Annotated in this window: 17 protein-coding genes; 8 read left to right on the top strand and 9 right to left on the bottom strand. The window is 71.0% G+C overall.

What is annotated here, in order from left to right; genetic code table 11:
• Nucleotides 1-12 precede the first annotated feature (12 nt).
• Genes J7E86_RS20525 through J7E86_RS20500 form a run of 6 tightly spaced genes read right to left on the bottom strand, consistent with a single transcriptional unit; the run spans nucleotide 13 to nucleotide 5,866 of the window.
• On the bottom strand, nucleotides 13-1,269 hold the full coding sequence (locus tag J7E86_RS20525) for a cysteine desulfurase (protein WP_215083180.1): 1,257 nt from the start codon (nucleotides 1,267-1,269) through the stop codon (nucleotides 13-15).
• On the bottom strand, nucleotides 1,266-2,033 hold the full coding sequence (gene sufC, locus J7E86_RS20520; RefSeq protein WP_215083179.1) for a Fe-S cluster assembly ATPase SufC: 768 nt from the start codon (nucleotides 2,031-2,033) through the stop codon (nucleotides 1,266-1,268). The genes J7E86_RS20525 and sufC overlap by 4 nt, the downstream gene beginning before the upstream one ends.
• A 7-nt stretch (nucleotides 2,034-2,040) precedes the next feature.
• On the bottom strand, nucleotides 2,041-2,367 hold the full coding sequence (locus tag J7E86_RS20515; RefSeq protein ID WP_215083178.1) for a bifunctional 3-phenylpropionate/cinnamic acid dioxygenase ferredoxin subunit: 327 nt from the start codon (nucleotides 2,365-2,367) through the stop codon (nucleotides 2,041-2,043).
• On the bottom strand, nucleotides 2,364-3,545 hold the full coding sequence (sufD, locus tag J7E86_RS20510) for a Fe-S cluster assembly protein SufD (protein WP_215083177.1): 1,182 nt from the start codon (nucleotides 3,543-3,545) through the stop codon (nucleotides 2,364-2,366). Before sufD ends, J7E86_RS20515 begins: the two co-directional genes overlap by 4 nt.
• A 60-nt stretch (nucleotides 3,546-3,605) precedes the next feature.
• Complete coding sequence (sufB, locus tag J7E86_RS20505) at nucleotides 3,606-5,027, bottom strand: Fe-S cluster assembly protein SufB (RefSeq protein ID WP_215083176.1); 1,422 nt, start codon at nucleotides 5,025-5,027, stop codon at nucleotides 3,606-3,608.
• Entirely contained in the window at nucleotides 5,024-5,866 is an 843-nt protein-coding gene (locus J7E86_RS20500) for a metalloregulator ArsR/SmtB family transcription factor (protein ID WP_215083175.1), read from the bottom strand. Before J7E86_RS20500 ends, sufB begins: the two co-directional genes overlap by 4 nt.
• Before the next feature lie 172 nt (nucleotides 5,867-6,038).
• On the opposite strand from J7E86_RS20500, the gene J7E86_RS20495 reads away from it, so the two are divergent.
• The 3 genes from J7E86_RS20495 (at nucleotide 6,039) to J7E86_RS20485 (ending at nucleotide 8,940) form a co-directional block, all read left to right on the top strand.
• The gene (locus J7E86_RS20495; protein ID WP_215083174.1) at nucleotides 6,039-6,998 is read left to right on the top strand and encodes an ABC transporter ATP-binding protein; all 960 of its coding nucleotides are present in this window, start codon (nucleotides 6,039-6,041) and stop codon (nucleotides 6,996-6,998) included.
• 91 nt (nucleotides 6,999-7,089) lie between these two features.
• A complete protein-coding gene (locus tag J7E86_RS20490; protein ID WP_215083173.1) occupies nucleotides 7,090-7,863 on the top strand; it encodes an ABC transporter permease in 774 nt (257 codons plus the stop codon).
• 84 nt (nucleotides 7,864-7,947) lie between these two features.
• Entirely contained in the window at nucleotides 7,948-8,940 is a 993-nt protein-coding gene (locus tag J7E86_RS20485) for a heme A synthase (protein WP_215083172.1), read from the top strand.
• Here J7E86_RS20485 and J7E86_RS20480 read toward each other — a convergent pair.
• The 3 genes from J7E86_RS20480 to J7E86_RS20470 form a co-directional block, all read right to left on the bottom strand.
• Complete coding sequence (locus J7E86_RS20480; protein ID WP_215083171.1) at nucleotides 8,913-9,959, bottom strand: amidohydrolase; 1,047 nt, start codon at nucleotides 9,957-9,959, stop codon at nucleotides 8,913-8,915. The two genes, J7E86_RS20485 and J7E86_RS20480, sit on opposite strands and share 28 nt — an antisense overlap.
• Nucleotides 9,960-10,040: 81 nt before the next feature.
• The gene (locus tag J7E86_RS20475) at nucleotides 10,041-10,433 is read right to left on the bottom strand and encodes a hypothetical protein (RefSeq protein ID WP_215083194.1); all 393 of its coding nucleotides are present in this window, start codon (nucleotides 10,431-10,433) and stop codon (nucleotides 10,041-10,043) included.
• A gap of 69 nt (nucleotides 10,434-10,502) precedes the next feature.
• A complete protein-coding gene (locus J7E86_RS20470; protein WP_308312658.1) occupies nucleotides 10,503-11,444 on the bottom strand; it encodes a heme o synthase in 942 nt (313 codons plus the stop codon).
• 471 nt (nucleotides 11,445-11,915) lie between these two features.
• Here J7E86_RS20470 and tkt point away from each other — a divergent pair, with 471 nt between their 5' ends.
• From tkt to pgl, 5 genes are read left to right on the top strand one after another with little or no spacing between them, the layout of a single operon-like run.
• A complete protein-coding gene (tkt, locus tag J7E86_RS20465) occupies nucleotides 11,916-14,003 on the top strand; it encodes a transketolase (RefSeq protein ID WP_215083170.1) in 2,088 nt (695 codons plus the stop codon).
• Between the two features lie 34 nt (nucleotides 14,004-14,037).
• Complete coding sequence (tal, locus tag J7E86_RS20460; RefSeq protein WP_215083169.1) at nucleotides 14,038-15,153, top strand: transaldolase; 1,116 nt, start codon at nucleotides 14,038-14,040, stop codon at nucleotides 15,151-15,153.
• Between the two features lies 1 nt (nucleotide 15,154).
• Nucleotides 15,155-16,681, top strand: a complete 1,527-nt coding sequence (zwf, locus tag J7E86_RS20455; RefSeq protein WP_215083168.1) for a glucose-6-phosphate dehydrogenase — start codon at nucleotides 15,155-15,157, stop codon at nucleotides 16,679-16,681.
• A complete protein-coding gene (gene opcA / locus J7E86_RS20450; protein WP_215083167.1) occupies nucleotides 16,678-17,739 on the top strand; it encodes a glucose-6-phosphate dehydrogenase assembly protein OpcA in 1,062 nt (353 codons plus the stop codon). Before zwf ends, opcA begins: the two co-directional genes overlap by 4 nt.
• Complete coding sequence (pgl, locus tag J7E86_RS20445) at nucleotides 17,736-18,518, top strand: 6-phosphogluconolactonase (RefSeq protein ID WP_215083166.1); 783 nt, start codon at nucleotides 17,736-17,738, stop codon at nucleotides 18,516-18,518. Before opcA ends, pgl begins: the two co-directional genes overlap by 4 nt.
• Nucleotides 18,519-18,787: the final 269 nt, after the last annotated feature.

The following is an 18,787-nucleotide window of genomic DNA, read 5'->3' as shown; positions in this document are numbered from 1 at the left end:
CCCTCGTCCGTGTCAGCCGAAGAAGTTCCGTACGTGCTCCAGGCCCTCGACCAGCGCGTCGACCTCGCCGGGGGTGGAGTACAGATAGAACGACGCTCGCGTGGTCGCGGGAATTCCGTACCGGAGGCAGACCGGCCGTGCGCAGTGGTGGCCGACCCGGACCGCGATGCCCTGCTCGTCGAGGACCTGGCCCACGTCGTGCGGGTGGATGTCACCGAGCGTGAAGGAGATGGTCGCGCCGCGGTCCTCGGCCGTCGTCGGGCCGATGATCCGCAGGTCGGGGACCTCCTGGAGACGGCGCACCGCGTATTCGGTGATCGCGTGCTCGTGGCGGGCGATGTTCTCCATGCCGATCGCCGAGAGGTAGTCCACCGCGGCACCGAGGCCGACGGCCTGGGCGATCGGGGGCGTACCGGCCTCGAACTTGTGCGGCGCCGGGGCGTAGGTCGAGGAGTGCATCGAGACGGTCTCGATCATCTCGCCGCCGCCGAGGAAGGGCGGCAGGTCCTCCAGGAGCTCCTGGCGTCCCCACAGCACGCCGATGCCCGTCGGACCGCACATCTTGTGGCCGGTGAAGGCCACGAAGTCGGCCTGGAGCGCCTGGACGTCCAGCACCATGTGCGGGGCGGCCTGGGAGGCGTCGACGACGACCAGCGCGCCGACCTCCTGGGCGCGGCGGACGATCGCCTCGACCGGGTTGATCGTGCCCATGATGTTCGAGACCAGCACGAACGAGACGACCTTGGTCTTCTCGGTGATGATCTCGTCGATGTTGGACAGGTCGAGGCGGCCGTCGTCGGTGAGGCCGAACCACTTCAGCTTCGCGCCGGTGCGCTGCGAGAGCAGCTGCCACGGCACGATGTTGGAGTGGTGCTCCATCTCCGTGATGACGATCTCGGTCTCGTGGTCCACGCGGTAGGGCTCGTCGGCCCAGCCGAGCATGTTGGCCACGAGGTTGAGCGACTCGGAGGCGTTCTTGGTGAAGATCACCTCGTCGCGGCTCGGCGCGTTGATGAAGGCGGCGACCTTGTCGCGCGCGCCCTCGTACAGCGCCGTGGCCTCCTCGGCGATCGTGTACACGCCGCGGTGGACATTGGCGTTGTGCCGCTCGTAGTACGCGTTCAGCGCGTCGAGCACCTGGCGCGGCTTCTGCGAGGTGGCCGCGGAGTCCAGATAGACGATCTTCTTGCCGTCGTGGACCGTACGGTCCAGGATCGGGAAGTCCTTACGGATCGTGTCGGTGTCGAGGAGGCCCGGCAGTATGGTCACGCGGTGACGCCGCCCTTCGTCTGGTATGCCTCGTAGCCCTCGTTCTCGAGCTTGTCGGCGAGCTCGGCGCCGCCGGACTCGACGATGCGGCCGTTCGAGAAGACGTGGACGAAGTCGGGCTTGATGTAGCGCAGGATGCGCGTGTAGTGCGTGATCAGCAGGGTGCCGACCTCGCCGGTCTCGCGGACGCGGTTGACGCCCTCGGAGACCTGGCGCAGCGCGTCGACGTCCAGACCGGAGTCGGTCTCGTCGAGGATCGCGATCTTCGGCTTGAGGAGCTCCAGCTGGAGGATCTCGTGGCGCTTCTTCTCACCGCCGGAGAAGCCCTCGTTGACGTTGCGCTCGGCGAAGGAGGAGTCCATGTGGAGTCGCTCCATGGCCTCCTTGACCTCCTTCACCCAGGTGCGCAGCTTGGGGGCCTCGCCGCGGATGGCGGTGGCGGAGGTGCGCAGGAAGTTGGAGACCGAGACGCCGGGGACCTCGACCGGGTACTGCATGGCGAGGAAGACGCCGGCCCGGGCGCGCTCGTCGACGGACATCTCCAGGACGTCCTCGCCGTCGAGGGTGACGGTGCCGCCGGTGATCGTGTACTTGGGGTGACCCGCGAGGGAGTACGCCAGGGTCGACTTGCCGGAGCCGTTGGGGCCCATGATGGCGTGGGTCTCGCCCTGCTTCACGGTCAGGTCGACGCCCTTGAGGATCTCGCGGGGGCCGTTCTCGGCCTCGACGGAGACGTGCAGGTCGTGGATCTCAAGCGTTGCCATGGGGAACTCAGGACTCCTGGGTGACGGAGACGAGCACGTCGTCCCCTTCGATCTTGACGGGGTATACGGGGACGGGGCGCGTGGCGGGCAGACCGGAGGGCTTTCCGGTGCGCAGGTCGAAACTGGAGCCGTGCAGCCAGCACTCGATGGCGCAGTCCTCCACCTCGCCCTCGGACAGCGAGACGTTCGCGTGGGAACAGATGTCGTTGATGGCGAACACCTCGCCCTCGGTCCGTACGAGCGCGACCGGTGTGCCGTCGAGCTCCACGCGCTTGGGCGTGTCGTCCTCCAGCTCACTCAGCCCGCAGACGCGGACGAACGTGGTCTCGCTCATGCCACCGACGCTTCCAGCTCGGCCTCGATCTTGGTGATGAGGCGCTCCTCCAGGTCCGGGAGCCCGATCTGCTGGACGAGCTCGGCGAAGAAGCCGCGGACGACCAGCCGGCGGGCCTCGTCGGCGGGGATGCCGCGGGCCATCAGGTAGAAGAGCTGCTCGTCGTCGAAGCGGCCGGTGGCCGAGGCGTGGCCGGCGCCGACGATCTCGCCGGTCTCGATCTCCAGGTTGGGGACCGAGTCGACCCGCGCGCCGTCGGTGAGGACGAGGTTGCGGTTGAGCTCGTAGGTGTCGGTGCCCTCGGCCGCGGCGCGGATGAGCACGTCGCCGATCCAGACGGCGTGGGCGTCCTGGCCCTGCAGCGCGCCCTTGTAGGCGACGTTGCTGCGGCAGTGCGGGGTGTCGTGGTCGACGAAGAGGCGGTGCTCCTGGTGCTGGCCCTTGTCGGTGAAGTACAGGCCGTAGAGCTCGGCCTCGCCGCCGGGGGCGGCGTAGACGACCCGGGGGTGCAGGCGGACCAGGTCGCCGCCGAAGGTGACGATCACGGACTTGAAGGAGGCGTCGCGGCCGACCAGCGCGGTGTGCTGGGCGGCGTGCACCGCGGTGGCGTCCCAGTCCTGGACCGAGACGACGGTGAGCTTGGCGCCGTCGCCGATCAGGTACTCGACGTTGGCGGCGAGCGTGGCGTCACCGGTGTGGTCGAGGACGACGACGGCCTCGGCGAAGGCGCCGATCTCCACGACCTGGTGGCCGTAGGCGACACCGCCCTCGCCGTGCACGGCGATCCGGACGGGCTCGGTGAGCACCATGTCCTTGGGGATGGAGACGACCGAGGCCTTCTCGAAGGAGCTGTACGCCTGGGCGGCGACCCGGTCGACCGGCTTGCCGGCGCGGCCGAGGCGGGCGTCCTCCCGGCCGACGGTCTCGACGATGACGCCCTCGGGGGCGGTCACCTCGACCTTGACGCCACCGCCGTTCGCCACGGCGGTGCCGTCGTGCAGACCGCGGAGGCGCGCCAGCGGGGTGAACCGCCACTCCTCCTCGCGGCCGTGCGGGACGGGGAAGTCCGCGACGTCGTACGAGGCGGGGGCGCTGACCCGGGCGTCGATGGGCTGCTGCGGCCCACCCACCTGGATGGCGCCGTCGGTCGTGCTGCCGGCGGGAGTGTTGTCAGCCATGGCTGTCGTCGTGCTCTCTTCCTGTCACAAAAGGGGTCGCTGCGGGACGGGGGGCGGGGATCAGCCGACCGCGCCTTCCATCTGCAGCTCGATCAGCCGGTTGAGCTCCAGGGCGTACTCCATCGGCAGCTCACGGGCGATCGGCTCGACGAAGCCGCGCACGATCATCGCCATGGCCTCGAACTCGGTCAGACCGCGGCTCATCAGGTAGAAGAGCTGGTCGTCGCTGACCTTGGAGACGGTCGCCTCGTGGCCCATGGAGACGTCGTCCTCGCGGACGTCGACGTAGGGGTAGGTGTCCGACCGGGAGATGGTGTCCACCAGCAGGGCGTCGCAGAGCACGTTCGACTTGGAGCCGTGGGCGCCCTCGCCGATCTCGATCAGGCCGCGGTAGGAGGTGCGGCCGCCGCCTCGCGCCACCGACTTGGAGACGATGTTGGAGGAGGTGTTCGGTGCCATGTGGACCATCTTGGCGCCGGCGTCCTGGTGCTGGCCCTCGCCGGAGAAGGCGATGGAGAGGGTCTCGCCCTTGGCGTGCTCGCCCATCAGGTAGACGGCCGGGTACTTCATCGTCACCTTGGAGCCGATGTTGCCGTCGACCCACTCCATGGTCGCGCCCTCGTAGGCCACGGCGCGCTTGGTGACCAGGTTGTAGACGTTGTTCGACCAGTTCTGGATCGTCGTGTAGCGGCAGCGGCCGCCCTTCTTGACGATGATCTCCACGACGGCGCTGTGCAGCGAGTCGGAGGAATAGATCGGGGCGGTGCAGCCCTCGACGTAGTGCACGTAGGCGTTCTCGTCGACGATGATCAGCGTCCGCTCGAACTGGCCCATGTTCTCCGTGTTGATACGGAAGTAGGCCTGGAGCGGGATGTCGACGTGGACGCCCGGCGGTACGTAGATGAAGGAGCCGCCGGACCACACGGCGGTGTTCAGCGAGGCGAACTTGTTGTCGCCGACCGGGATGACCGTGCCGAAGTACTCCTGGAAGATCTCCGGGTGCTCCTTGAGCGCGGTGTCGGTGTCCAGGAAGAGGACGCCCTGCTCCTCCAGGTCCTCGCGGATCTGGTGGTAGACGACCTCGGACTCGTACTGGGCGGCGACACCGGCGACGAGACGCTGCTTCTCGGCCTCGGGGATGCCCAGCTTGTCGTAGGTGTTCTTGATGTCCTCGGGCAGTTCCTCCCAGGAAGCGGCCTGCTTCTCGGTGGAGCGCACGAAGTACTTGATGTTGTCGAAGTCGATGCCGGTGAGGTCGGAGCCCCAGGTCGGCATGGGCTTCTTCTCGAAGAGCTTCAGACCCTTCAGACGCAGCTTGAGCATCCACTCCGGCTCGGACTTCTTGGCCGAGATGTCGCGGACGACGTCCTCGGAGAGGCCTCGCTTGGCCGTGGCACCGGCCACATCGGAGTCGGCCCAGCCGTATTCGTACGTGCCCAGACCTTCGAGCTCAGGGTGGGCAGTCTCCGTGGGGAGAGTCATGCGGGGTTCCTCCCGGCCGTGCTGGCGGATGCTGTGGTGGTCTTGGTGGTGCGCTCTTCCGAGCCGCGGTCCGTGCTGCGCGGAATGAACGTCGTGCACACCCCGTCACCGTGGGCGATGGTGGCAAGACGCTGCACATGGGTCCCGAGCAGGCGGGAGAAGACCTCGGTCTCCGCCTCGCACAGCTGCGGGAACTGCTCGGCGACATGGGCGACCGGGCAGTGGTGCTGGCAGAGCTGTTCGCCGACCGGTGCGCTACGCGCCGTAGCAGCGTACCCGTCCTCGGTCAATGCCCGGGCAAGGGCCTCCGCGCGGGATTCGGTCGCCCCTTCCGGCAACGCCTCCAGGGCCTTGCGGTACCCCTCGGCCTGGGCGGCCATCCGGGCGCGGGCGAACGCGGCGACCGCCGCCTCGCCCATCTCGCCCCCGCCGGCCGCCTGCGCGATCCAGCGCATGGCGTCCCCGGCGAGCTTGTCGTACGCCTGGTCGAAGGCGTCCCGGCCGCAGTCGGTGAGCGCGAAGGCCTTGGCCGGGCGGCCGCGCGTACGGGCGCCGTAGATCCGCTTCTCGCGGGGCTCGACGACGCCCTCGGAGACGAGGGTGTCGAGGTGGCGGCGGACGGCGGCCTGGGTGAGCTCCAGGCGCTCGGCCAGCTCGGCGGCGGTCGACGGACCGTGATCGAGGATGGACCGGGCGACGCGGTTGCGTGTGCCGCGCTGCTCGTCGTGGGCGCGCTCCTCCTCGCGGACGGGACCGCTCGCGAGCTCGCGGGCAGGCGCCTCGGCCCCGGCGGCCGTCCGGGCCGCGGGGTCCTGCGGAGCCTCGCTCGCGTATTTCACAACACCATTGTTGCGTAATTACCGAGAGAGCGACAAGCCTCGACCGGATCACCCGGCGGTGTCCTCGATCACTAAGGGTCACCTAACCGCCACGGTCAAGATCACTTGAGGTGGCCGGTCCGCGACCCCCCGGCGGGGTTCGCGGCGCCCCGGGGTTCGTAGACTTCCCGCCATGCGCAGCGTCTCCCCGGGGGAAGCCCCCCGGCCCTCCGGCCGAGAGCCCGCGGTCGAGATCCACGGCCTGGTGAAGCGGTACGGGCCCAAGGCCGCTGCCGACGGGCTCGACCTGTCCGTCGCCCGCGGCTCCGTGACCGCCGTCCTCGGCCCCAACGGCGCCGGTAAGACCACCACCATCGAGACCTGTGAGGGCTACCGCCGGCCCGACGCCGGGACGGTCCGGGTGCTCGGCCTCGACCCCGTCGCCGACGCCGCCGCGCTGCGGCCGCGGATCGGCGTGATGCTGCAGAGCGGCGGCGTCTACCCCGGCGCCCGCGCCGAGGAGATGCTCCGCCACACCGCGACCCTGCACGCCCACCCCCTCGACGTCGACGCCCTGATCGAGCGGCTCGGCCTCGGCGGCTGCGGCCGCACCGCCTACCGGCGGCTGTCCGGCGGCCAGCAGCAGCGCCTGGCCCTCGCCATGGCCGTCGTCGGCCGCCCGGAACTGGTCTTCCTCGACGAGCCGACCGCCGGCCTGGACCCGCAGGCCCGGCGCGCCACCTGGGACCTGGTGCGCGAGCTGCGCGCCGACGGCGTCACCGTCGTGCTCACCACGCACTACATGGACGAGGCCGAGGCGCTGGCGGACGACGTCGCCATCATCGACAGCGGCAAGGTCATCGCCCAGGGCGGACCCGAGGAGCTGTGCCGGGGCGGCGCCGAGAACACGCTCCGCTTCGGCGGCCGCCCGGGCCTGGACCTCGTCTCCCTCCTCAAGGCCCTGCCCGCCGGCTCCGCCGCGGTCGAGCTGACCCCGGGCACGTACCGGGTCACCGGCAAGATCGACCCGCAGCTGCTGGCGACCGTCACCACCTGGTGCGCCCAGCACGGCGTCATGCCGGACCGCATCGCCGTGGAGCGGCACACGCTGGAGGACGTCTTTCTTGAGCTGACCGGTAAGGAGCTGCGGTGATGACGACCGGGTACGCACGGACCGGCCGGGGGTCCGGGGGTTGCCCCCCGGAGGACCGCAGCCTTGAGCTGACCGGTAAGGAGCTGCGCGGATGACCACCACCTCCGGGACCTTCACTCCCGACCCCGGCGCCGCGCCCCTGTCCCGGATGATCCGGGCCCAGGCCGCGCTGGAGACGCGGATGCTGCTGCGCAACGGCGAGCAGCTCCTGCTGACCGTCGTCATCCCCACCCTGCTGCTGGTCCTCTTCAGCGCCGTCGACATCGTCGACACCGGCGAGGGCAAGGCCGTCGACTTCCTGGCCCCCGGCGTGCTGGCGCTGGCCGTGATGTCCACGGCGTTCACCGGGCAGGCCATCGCGACCGGCTTCGAGCGGCGCTACGGCGTGCTCAAGCGGCTCGCCGCGTCCCCGCTGCCCCGTACGGGGCTGATGGCCGCCAAGACCTGCTCCGTGCTGGTCACCGAGGTCCTCCAGATCGCGCTGCTGACGGTGATCGCCTTCGCGCTGGGCTGGTCGCCGCACGGCAACCCCTTCGCCGTCGTGCTGCTGCTCCTCCTGGGGACGGCGGCGTTCTCCGGCCTCGGGCTGCTGATGGCGGGCACCCTCAAGGCCGAGGTCACGCTCGCCGCCGCGAACCTCGTCTTCCTGCTGCTGCTGGTGGGCGGCGGGGTGATCGTGCCGCTGGAGAAGTTCCCGGACGCGGCGCGGACCGTACTGGAACTGCTGCCGATCTCGGCGCTCTCGGACGGGCTGCGCGACGTGCTGCGGGACGGCGCCGCCATGCCGTGGGCGGACCTGGGCATCCTGGCCGGCTGGGCCGTGCTGGGCCTGGGGGCGGCGGGCCGCCTCTTCCGCTGGGAGTGAGCCGGAACCGTACGGGCGATGCGCCCGCCGCGCCCGGCCGACCCCTCGTGAATCCGTGCACAAGCGGGCCTTTACGATGACTCCGTGCCCACATCGCTGAATCCCCTCCAGGCCATCGCCGACCGCTGGCAGCCGTCCGCGCGCTTCGTCCGGCTGGCGGCGCTCGCCTGTGTGGTGATGGCCGTGGTCATCGTCGTGACGGGCGGCGCGGTGCGGCTCACCCAGTCCGGGCTCGGCTGCCCGACCTGGCCGACGTGCACCGAGGACAGCCTGACGCCCACCCCCGCGATGGGCATCAACGGCGTCATCGAGTTCACCAACCGCATGCTGACCTACGTCTTGTGCGCGGTCATCGGTGTGGCCATCGTCGCGGCACGCGCGCGTGCCCCCCGGCGCCGTTCCCTGGAACGGCTCGGCTGGGCACAGTTCTGGCTCGTCGCGAGCAACGGCATCATCGGCGGGATCACCGTCCTGACGGGCCTCAACCCGTACATCGTCGCCGCGCACTTCCTGGCGGCGACGGCGCTGCTGACGGTCGCCGTGGTGATGTGGCGCCGCTCCTGCGAGGGCGACGAGCAGCCGCGCGACGTGGCGCCCCGCCCGGTGCGGCAGCTCAGCTGGGTGCTGGTCGCCGCCAGCGCCGTGCTGATCGTCCTCGGCACGGTCGTCACGGGTTCGGGACAGCACGCGGGCGACGCCTCGAAGGACGTCCACCGGATTCCGCTGAACTTCCGCGAGATCACCCAGCTGCACGTGGACTTCGTGTTCATCGTGGTCGGCCTCACGGTGGCCCTGTGGTTCGCGCTGCGGGCCGTGAAGGCGCCCGCGGGGGCGTGCCGCAGGGTGGTCGAGCTGTTCGCCGTGCTGATGTTCCAGGGCGTCATCGGCTTCGCGCAGTACTTCAACGACTCCCCCGAGGTTCTCGTCGGCACCCACATGCTGGGCTCCTGCCTGGTGTGGATCGGCGCGCTCCGGGTCGCTCTGGCACTGCGCGACCGCGGCGAGCCCGTCGTCACCGTGCCCGCACCCTCCGCCGGGCAGGACGCGCTTCAGGCGGCCGCCGCGTCCAGCCGGTAGACCCTGCGCGCGGTGCCGGCCGCGACGAGCGCGGCGATCCGCCGCGCCTCCGATCTACGGCACCAGCCGTCGGCGACCCACTCGTCCATCACGGCGGTCATGGCCCGGACGAACGAGCGGGCGCCGACCACGTAGAGCTCGGCCAGCGCCCGCGCCCCGGTGGAGAACAGCAGCTTGCCGAAGGGCGCCTCGGCCAGGCCCTCCGCCGGCCGGGCGCCCACGTCCGCGTAGACGTGGGGGAAGACCGCCGCGAGCCGGGCGGCGTGCCGGTGGTGTCCGGGGCCGGGCAGCAGGACGAGGTCCGTGCGCAGGCCCGCGGTGGCCCGCAGGAAGCGCGTCAGGCGCCGCGGGTCGCCGCAGTGCAGCTGCACGGGCAGGCCGGTGGTGACGGCGCTCCACAGCAGATGACGGACGAGTACGGGCTCGTCGGGCACGGCGCCCGTACGGCGGGTGCGCAGCCAGCGCGCGGCGGCCCTGCCGACCTCCGGCGGGCCGGGCGGTGTCTCCTCGCAGGAGCCGACGGCGCAGGCGAGGGCGGTGGCGCTCCGCGCGGCCGCGTGCAGGGCCCCGGCGAGGTCCGCGACGAAGGAGCCGGCGCTGCCGGAGGTGTCCGCGAGCCGCCCGGCGAGCGCTTCGAGCCGTACGACCTCATGGGCGCGGCCCTCGGCGGCGCGGGCCAGTTCGGCGGGCGAGGTGAGGCGGTCCGGCGCGCCGGACTCCATCAGGAACGTTCCGATGCCGGTGCCGCGCAGCAGCAGTTGTCCGGCGCGGTAGGCGCCCAGCTCCCGGCGGCGGGCCAGGTAGTGGACCGGCGCGCAGAAGGGCTCCAGGCCCAGCAGGGGCGGGCACCAGCGGCGGACGGCGAGGCCCGCGCGGGTGTCGAAGAAGCTGGTGCCGGGCGGTGCGGGGCCGGTGGCCCCGGCGGCCGCGGCGAGGTGCGTCTCGAAGCCGCCGAGCCCCGGTTCGCCGTGGACCATGCCGTGGCTGTGCTGATCGATGAGCGGCGGCAAGCCGTCCATCCGCCCCCCTCGCGCCGATCCCGCCCCCGGGCGGCACGCGCGTGCGGCCGTCCCCCGCGGGTCTAACGGCCGAGGGGCGCGTCAGTTATCGCCGGGGTTGGCCGGGCCGCCGAGCTGGAGGCCGGCCATGCGCGACCACTCGTACGGGCCGGTGCGCACCTTGGCGGCGAACTCGCCGTCGAAGTCGTCGTGCAGGGTGAGCCCGGCCAGCTCGGCGGCCTCGCGGGCGATCTCCATGGAGGGGGCGACGAGGTTGCCCCACTCGCCGTTGGCGCCGACGAGGGCGATGCGGGTGGTGCCGCGGGCGATGTGCGCCAGCTGGCCCTCGGCGGTGCCGCCGTGGCTCTTGGCGAACGCGCCGATCTGCCGGGCGAGCCGGGCGGCCTTGCGGCCGGGCCGGGCGTGAGGTGCGGTCTCTTCGGCCTGCGCGGTGGTGTCGTCTGCCGCGGTGGTGTCATCTGCCATGGACAGGATGCTACCGGCCGGTAATTAATGACGGAAGGGATTCCCGCCGGGGAAGGGCCCCGCGTCGGCCGCGCGCACTCAGTGCAGGAAGGGGTCCACGGCGACGGCCGCGAAGAGCAGCGAGACGTAGGTGATGGACCAGTGGAACAGCCGCATCTCCTTCAGCTTCGCGCCCGTGACACCGGCCCTGGCGCGGGCCTGGAGGCCGTGCGCCTCCTTGAGCCAGAAGGCGCCCAGCGCGGCCGCCACCACGGTGTAGAACCAGCTGGTGTAGCCGAGCGGCTGGAGCGAGAGCGAGACGGCGACCATCACCCAGCTGTAGAGGACGATCTGGCGGGCGACCGCCTTGTTGCCGGCGATGACCGGCAGCATGGGCACGCCCACCCGCTCGTAGTCGTCCTTGACCTTCATCGACAGCGGCCAGTAGTGCGGCGGCGTCCAGAAGAAGATGACGAGGAAGAGGACGAGGGCGGCCCAGGAGACGGAGTCCGTGACCGCGGACCAGCCGATGAAGACGGGCATGCAGCCCGCGATGCCGCCCCAGACGATGTTCTGGGCGGTACGCCGCTTGAGGATCATCGTGTAGACGACGACGTAGAACACATTGGCGCCGAGCGAGAGCATCGCGGACAGCGGGTTGACCAGGAACCAGAACCAGGCGGTCGAGCCGACGGTCAGAGCGGTCGCGAAGACCAGGCACTCGCGCGGGGAGACCATGCCGGTCACGAGCGGGCGCTGTGAGGTGCGGTCCATCAGCGCGTCGATGTCGCGGTCGATGTACATGTTGTACGCGCCGGCGCCGCCGGCCGACAGGAAGCCGCCGATGCAGGTGGCCAGCACCAGCCACAGGTCGGGCACGCCCTCGGCGGCGAGGAACATCACCGGCACGGTGGTCATCAGCAGCAGCTCGATGACCCGCGGCTTGGTCAACGCCACGAACGCCTTGGCACGGGCCCCGAACGGCCGGTGACTCGGATTCTCCGCGAGCACCCCCGCAGGACGGGATTCGACGGCCGTCACGCACACCCCTGACAGAGATAAGGCCAGCAAGCACGTCCGGGCAGAAGGAACCCCGGGAAAGGCTTGCGCGTACCACGCCACTCTAGACGTAGGGGATACCCCGGCCTCCGCCGGGGTGGGGTCGTGTTGAGGCCGTAGCGGACCTGATCGGCACCGGATCCACAACGTCTCCGCATCGGATCGGACGCCCTGGGAACATGACAGAACGGAAGCGTTCGGGAGGCGCGCTCGCGGCCCTCCCGGCAGGCTGTACCCAAGACCGTCACAGCCGTGGCGGGAATCTTTCCTACCGATGTCAGGTTGCCCGGGGCGTTGGGCCCGGGCGGTCGAACAAGCGCCGAATGAGCGCCTGAGCAGCCGACTGAGCGTCGAAAAGGCGCCCTGTCCTGCGGGGTAGGCTCGACAGCGCCGCGTCGTGGCGGAAGACCGCCCCCGGCAACAAGAACATGTGGAGAGGAGCCCTGACCGAGGGTGAGCAACAAGCCGACCACAACAGACCTCGAGTGGACCGAACTGGACCAGCGGGCCGTCGATACCGCCCGCGTCCTGGCCATGGACTCCGTGCAGAAGGTCGGCAACGGCCATCCGGGCACGGCCATGAGCCTGGCACCGGCCGCTTATCTCCTGTTCCAGAAGCTGATGCGGCACGACCCGAGCGACGCCGAGTGGACCGGCCGCGACCGGTTCGTCCTCTCCCCCGGGCACACCAGCCTGACCCTTTACGTCCAGCTCTTCATGGCCGGCTACGGCCTGGAGCTCTCGGACCTGAAGTCGTTCCGCACCTGGGACAGCAAGACCCCGGGCCACCCGGAGCACGGTCACACCCGCGGTGTGGAGACCACCACCGGCCCGCTGGGCCAGGGCATCGCCAACGCGGTGGGCATGGCCATGGCCGCCCGCTACGAGCGCGGCCTGTTCGACCCGGAGGCCCCGAAGGGCGAGTCGCCCTTCGACCACACCATCTGGGCGATCGTCTCCGACGGCGACCTGGAGGAGGGCATCTCCGCCGAGGCGTCCTCGCTGGCCGGTCACCAGAAGCTCGGCGACATCGTCGCGCTCTGGGACGACAACCACATCTCCATCGAAGGCGACACCGAGACGGCCTTCTCCGAGGACGTCCTCAAGCGCTACGAGGCGTACGGCTGGCACGTCCAGCGCATCGAGCAGTCCGTCAACGGCGACTTCGACGTCCAGGCGCTGCACTCGGCCCTGACGGCGGCGCAGCGGGAGACCTCCCGCCCGTCGCTGATCGCGGCCCGCACGATCATCGCCTGGCCGGCCCCGAACGCCCAGAACACCGAGGCCGCGCACGGCTCGGCGCTCGGCGACGAAGAGGTGGCCGCGACCAAGAAGGTGCTGGGCTTCGACCCCGAGCAGACCTTCCAGGTCGAGGACGACGTCTTCAGCCACGTCCGCAAGGTCGTCGACCGCGGCCGCGAGGCGCACGCCGCCTGGGACAAGCGCGTCCAGGAGTGGCGTGCCGCCAACCCGCAGCGCGCCGCCGAGTTCGACCGGATCAGCGCGGGCGAGCTGCCCGACGGCTGGGAGAAGTCCGTTCCGGTCTTCCCGGCCGGCAAGGACGTCGCGACCCGCAAGGCGTCCGGCGAGGTCCTCAAGGCGCTGGGCGGCGTGCTCCCCGAGCTGTGGGGCGGCTCCGCCGACCTCGCCGGCTCGAACAACACCACGATCGACGCGTCGTCGTCGTTCCTCCCCGAGGGCAACCCGCTCCCGGAGGCGAACCCGTACGGTCGCACGATCCACTTCGGCATCCGCGAGCACGCCATGGGTTCGACCATGAACGGCATCGCGCTGCACGGCAACACCCGCGTCTACGGCGGCACCTTCCTGGTGTTCTCCGACTACATGCGCCCGGCCGTCCGCCTGGCCGCCCTGATGAAGCTGCCGGTCACCTACGTGTGGACGCACGACTCCATCGGTCTCGGCGAGGACGGTCCGACCCACCAGCCGGTCGAGCACATGGCCGCGCTGCGCGCCATCCCGGGCCTGAACATGGTCCGCCCGGCCGACGCCAACGAGACGGCGATCGCCTGGCGCGAGATCACCAAGCGCCACGCCACCCACCCGGCGCCGCACGGCCTGGCCCTGACCCGCCAGAACGTGCCGACGTACGAGGCCAACGAGGGTGCGGCCAAGGGTGGATACGTCCTGTTCGAGGCCGAGGGCGGCCGTGCCCAGGTGATCCTGATCGGCACCGGCTCCGAGGTCCAGCTGGCCGTCGAGGCCCGCGAGGCGCTCCAGGCCGCGGGCATCCCGACCCGTGTGGTCTCGATGCCGTCCGTCGAGTGGTTCGAGGAGCAGGACCAGGCGTACCGCGACGGCGTGCTGCTGCCGGACGTCAAGGCCCGCGTCGCGGTCGAGGCGGGCATCGGCCTGACCTGGTACCGCTACGTCGGCGACGCCGGCCGCGTCGTCTCGCTGGAGCACTTCGGTGCCTCCGCGGACTACAAGGTCCTGTACCGCGAGTTCGGTCTGACGTCCGAGGCCGTCGTGGCCGCCGCGCGCGAGTCCATCGAGCACGCCGACGCCAACCGCCGCTGACGCCCCACCCCATTCAGTAGGAGATGCAATTCCCATGACAGACGCACTCAAGCGCCTCTCCGACGAAGGCGTCGCGATCTGGCTGGACGACCTGTCCCGCAAGCGCATCACGTCGGGCAACCTGGCCGAGCTGATCGACCAGAGCCACGTGGTGGGCGTCACGACCAACCCGTCGATCTTCCAGAAGGCCATCTCCAGCGGTGACGGTTACGAGCAGCAGCTCGCCGACCTCGCCGTGCGCGAGGTGACCGTGGAAGAGGCCATCCGCATGATCACCACGGCGGACGTCCGCGACGCCGCCGACATCCTGCGCCCGGTCTTCGACGCGACCGACGGCCAGGACGGCCGGGTCTCCATCGAGGTCGACCCGCGCCTGGCGCACAACACCAAGGCCACCGTCGCCGAGGCCAAGCAGCTGGCCTGGCTGGTGGACCGCCCCAACACGCTGATCAAGATCCCGGCGACCAAGGCCGGCCTGCCGGCGATCGCCGAGACCATCGGCCGGGGCATCAGCGTCAACGTCACGCTGATCTTCTCCCTCGAGCGCTACCGCGCGGTCATGGACGCCTACCTGACCGGCCTGGAGAAGGCGAAGGCCGCGGGCCTGGACCTGTCCCTGATCCACTCGGTCGCGTCCTTCTTCGTCTCCCGCGTGGACACGGAGATCGACAAGCGTCTGGACGCCCTGGGCACCGACGAGGCCAAGGCGCTGCGCGGCAAGGCCGCCCTGGCCAACGCCCGCCTCGCCTACCAGGCGTACGAGGAGGTCTTCTCCTCCGACCGCTGGGCGGACCTGGAGAAGGCCGGCGCGAACAAGCAGCGCGCGCTGTGGGCCTCGACCGGCGTCAAGGACCCGGCCTACAAGGACACCCTGTACGTGGACGACCTGGTCGCCCCGAACACGGTGAACACCATGCCGGAGGCCACCCTGGAGGCCACCGCCGACCACGGACAGATCACCGGTGACACCGTCCGCGGCACCTACGAGCAGGCCAAGGCCGAGCTCGACGCGCTGGCGAAGGTCGGCATCTCGTACGACGACGTCGTGCAGCTCCTCGAGGACGAGGGCGTCGACAAGTTCGAGGCGTCCTGGAACGACCTGCTGAAGTCCACTGAGGCGGAGCTCAAGCGCCTCGCTCCGGAGGCGTGAATTGAGCACAAGCAGCAATCCGCTGCGTGACCCTCAGGACCGACGGCTCCCGCGTATCGCGGGGCCGTCGGGCCTGGTCATCTTTGGCGTCACGGGCGATTTGTCCAGGAAAAAGCTGATGCCGGCGGTGTACGACCTCGCCAACCGGGGGCTGCTGCCGCCGGGCTTCTCCCTCATCGGCTTCGCGCGCCGCGACTGGGAGAACGAGGACTTCGCCCAGATCGTCCATGACGCGGTCAAGGAACACTCGCGCACGCCGTTCCGCGAGGAGGTCTGGCAGCAGCTGGTGCAGGGCTGCCGGTTCGTCCAGGGCGACTTCGACGACGACGAGGCGTTCGAGACGCTCAAGGACACCATCCACGAGCTCGACAAGGCGCAGGGCACGGGCGGCAACTTCGCCTTCTACCTGTCCGTACCGCCGAAGTTCTTCCCCAAGGTCGTCCAGCAGCTGAAGAAGCACGGCCTGGCCGAGCAGAAGGAGAACTCCTGGCGGCGCGCCGTCATCGAGAAGCCCTTCGGCCACGACCTGGCCAGCGCCCAGGAGCTCAACCGGATCGTCCACGAGGTCTTCCCGGCCGAAGAGGTCTTCCGGATCGACCACTACCTGGGCAAGGAGACCGTTCAGAACATCCTCGCCCTGCGGTTCGCCAACACCCTCTTCGAGCCGATTTGGAACCGGTCCTACGTCGACCACATCCAGATCACCATGGCCGAGGACATCGGCATCGGCGGCCGGGCCGGCTACTACGACGGCATCGGCGCCGCCCGCGACGTCATCCAGAACCACCTGCTCCAGCTGCTGGCGCTGACCGCCATGGAGGAGCCCGCCTCCTTCGACGCGGACGCGCTGGTCGCCGAGAAGACCAAGGTGCTGGGCGCCGTCCGACTGCCCAAGGACCTCGGCAAGGAGACCGTCCGCGGCCAGTACGCGCACGGCTGGCAGGGCGGCGAGGAGGTCGTCGGCTACCTCGAAGAGGACGGCATCGACCCCCAGTCGAAGACCGACACCTACGCGGCGGTCAAGCTGGAGATCGACAACCGCCGCTGGGCGGGCGTCCCCTTCTACCTCCGCACGGGCAAGCGACTCGGCCGCCGCGTCACCGAGATCGCGGTCGTCTTCCAGCGCGCGCCGCACTCGCCCTTCGACCACACCGCCACCGAGGAGCTCGGGCAGAACGCCCTGGTCATCCGGGTGCAGCCGGACGAGGGCGTCACCATGCGGTTCGGCTCGAAGGTGCCGGGCACCTCGATGGAGGTCCGGGACGTCTCGATGGACTTCGCCTACGGCGAGTCGTTCACCGAGTCCAGCCCCGAGGCGTACGAGCGGCTCATCCTCGATGTGCTCCTCGGCGACGCCAACCTCTTCCCGCGCCTGAAGGAGGTCGAGCTGTCCTGGCAGATCCTCGACCCCATCGAGCGGTACTGGGATTCCCACGGCAAGCCCGCGTCCTACCCGGCCGGCACCTGGGGCCCGGTCGAGGCGGACGAGATGCTCGCACGAGACGGACGGAGCTGGCGCCGGCCATGAAGATGGACCTCACGGACACCACGTCCAGCAAGATCAACAACGCTCTGGTCCAGGGCCGCCGGGCCATCGGCACGCCCGCCGTCGGCATGGTGCTCACCCTGGTCATCGTCACCGACGAAGAGCACGCCTACGACGCGCTGAAGGCCGCCAACGAGGCGTCCCGCGAGCACCCCTCGCGCAAGCTCGTCGTCATCAAGCGCGTCAGCCGTTCGCCGCGCGACCGCGCCAAGGCCCGCCTCGACGCCGAGGTCCGGGTCGGCACGTCCGCCGGCACCGGCGAGACGGTCGTGCTGCGCCTGTACGGCGACGTCATCGACCACGCCCAGTCGGTCGTGCTGCCGCTGCTGCTGCCCGACGCCCCCGTGGTCGTCTGGTGGCCGGTCGGCTCCCCGGTCAACCCCGAGAAGGACCCGCTGGGCTCCCTCGCCCAGCGCCGGGTCACCGACACCTACGCCGCCGAGGACCCCCTCGCGGAGGTCTCGGCCCGCGCCGCGCACTACACGCCCGGCGACACGGACCTGGCCTGGACCCGGATCACGCCGTGGCGCTCGATGATCGCGGCGGCGCTGGACCAGCAGCAGGTCGACATCCTCTCCGCGCAGGTCGAGGGCGAGGGCTACAACCCCAGCTGCGAGCTGCTCGGCATGTGGCTCGCGGACCGCCTCGGCGTTCCGGTGCGGCGGAGCGTCTCGGACGGCCCGGGCCTGACGGCCGTACGGCTGGAGACCCGCAACGGTCCGATCGTCCTGGACCGCCCCGACGGCTCGCTGGCCACGCTGTCCATGCCCGGCCAGCCGGACCGCGCGGTCGCGCTCAACCGGCGCGACACCGCGGAGCTCCTCGCGGAGGAGCTGCGGCGGCTCGACCCGGACGACACGTACGAGTCGGCGCTGAAGTACGGCGTGGAGCGGCTCGGCGAGGCGAAGCCGGAGGCGGCCCCGAAGGCCGCCGAGGCCGCGCCGTCGGATGCCGCGGCCGCTCCCTCGGAGCCGGCCCCTGCCCCCGCCCCCGCCTCCGCGAAGAAGGCCGGCTCCGGCAAGAAGGCGGCCGGCAAGTGAACGCCCCTCAGATCGTCGTCCACCGGGACAAGGAGCTGATGGCCCAGGCCGCGGCGGCCCGGCTGATCACGAAGATCGTGGACGCCCAGGCCGCGCGCGGCTCGGCCTCCGTCGTCCTCACGGGCGGGCGCAACGGCAACGGGCTGCTCGCGGCCCTCGCCGCCGCGCCCGCGCGGGACGCGGTGGACTGGTCGCGGCTCGACCTGTGGTGGGGCGACGAGCGGTTCCTCCCGGAGGGTGACCCGGAGCGCAATGTGACGCAGGCGCGTCAGGCGCTGCTGGACGCGGTTGCGCTGGACCCGTCCCGGGTGCACGCGATGCCGGCGGCGGGCGGCCCGTACGGGAACGACGCGGACGCGGCGGCCGAGGCGTACGCGGCGGACCTCGCCGCGGCGGCCCGGCCGGAGGACCACGGTCCGGTGCCGTCCTTCGACGTCCTGCTGCTGGGCGTCGGCCCCGACACGCATGTGGCGTCGCTCTTCCCCGAGCTGCCGGGCGTCCGGGAGACGGAGCGCACGGTCATCGGCGTCCACGGGGCGCCGAAGCCGCCGCCGACGCGGGTCTCCCTGACCCTCCCGGCGATCCGCGCCGCGCGCGAGGTCTGGCTCCTCGCGGCCGGCGAGGACAAGGCCACGGCGGTGGCGATGGCCCTCTCCGGCGCGGGCGAGATCCAGGCCCCGGCGGCCGGCGCGTACGGCCGCCACCGCACGCTGTGGCTCCTGGACCAGCCCGCGGCGGCACGGCTGCCGCGGGGCTTGTACCCTCCGTCGTCCCCCTGAGCCCGCCGACGACAACGGCCTGTGGCCCGCCCCGAAAGGGACGGGCCACAGGCCGTTCTGCGTGGGGGCGCCGCCGGGACCGCCAACGACAACGTCGTGGCTGTTCACCACCGCGGCGGAATGAACACGGCGTCGGCGCCCTTCACGGAACGGCCGGAGGCCGAAAGGGGCCGCTCCTTTCACCCCCGCGAGGATGAACGAAGCCGGCGCCCCCGCCTGGATCGAAAGGTGCCCGCACCTTCATCCCACCGCCACGGCGCGCAACCCGC

This window comes from Streptomyces sp. ISL-11 (genome assembly GCF_018614525.1).
Classification (GTDB): Bacteria; Actinomycetota; Actinomycetes; order Streptomycetales; family Streptomycetaceae; genus Streptomyces.
Note: the sequence above shows the minus strand (reverse complement) of the source record. Positions and strands in the feature narration are given on the sequence as shown.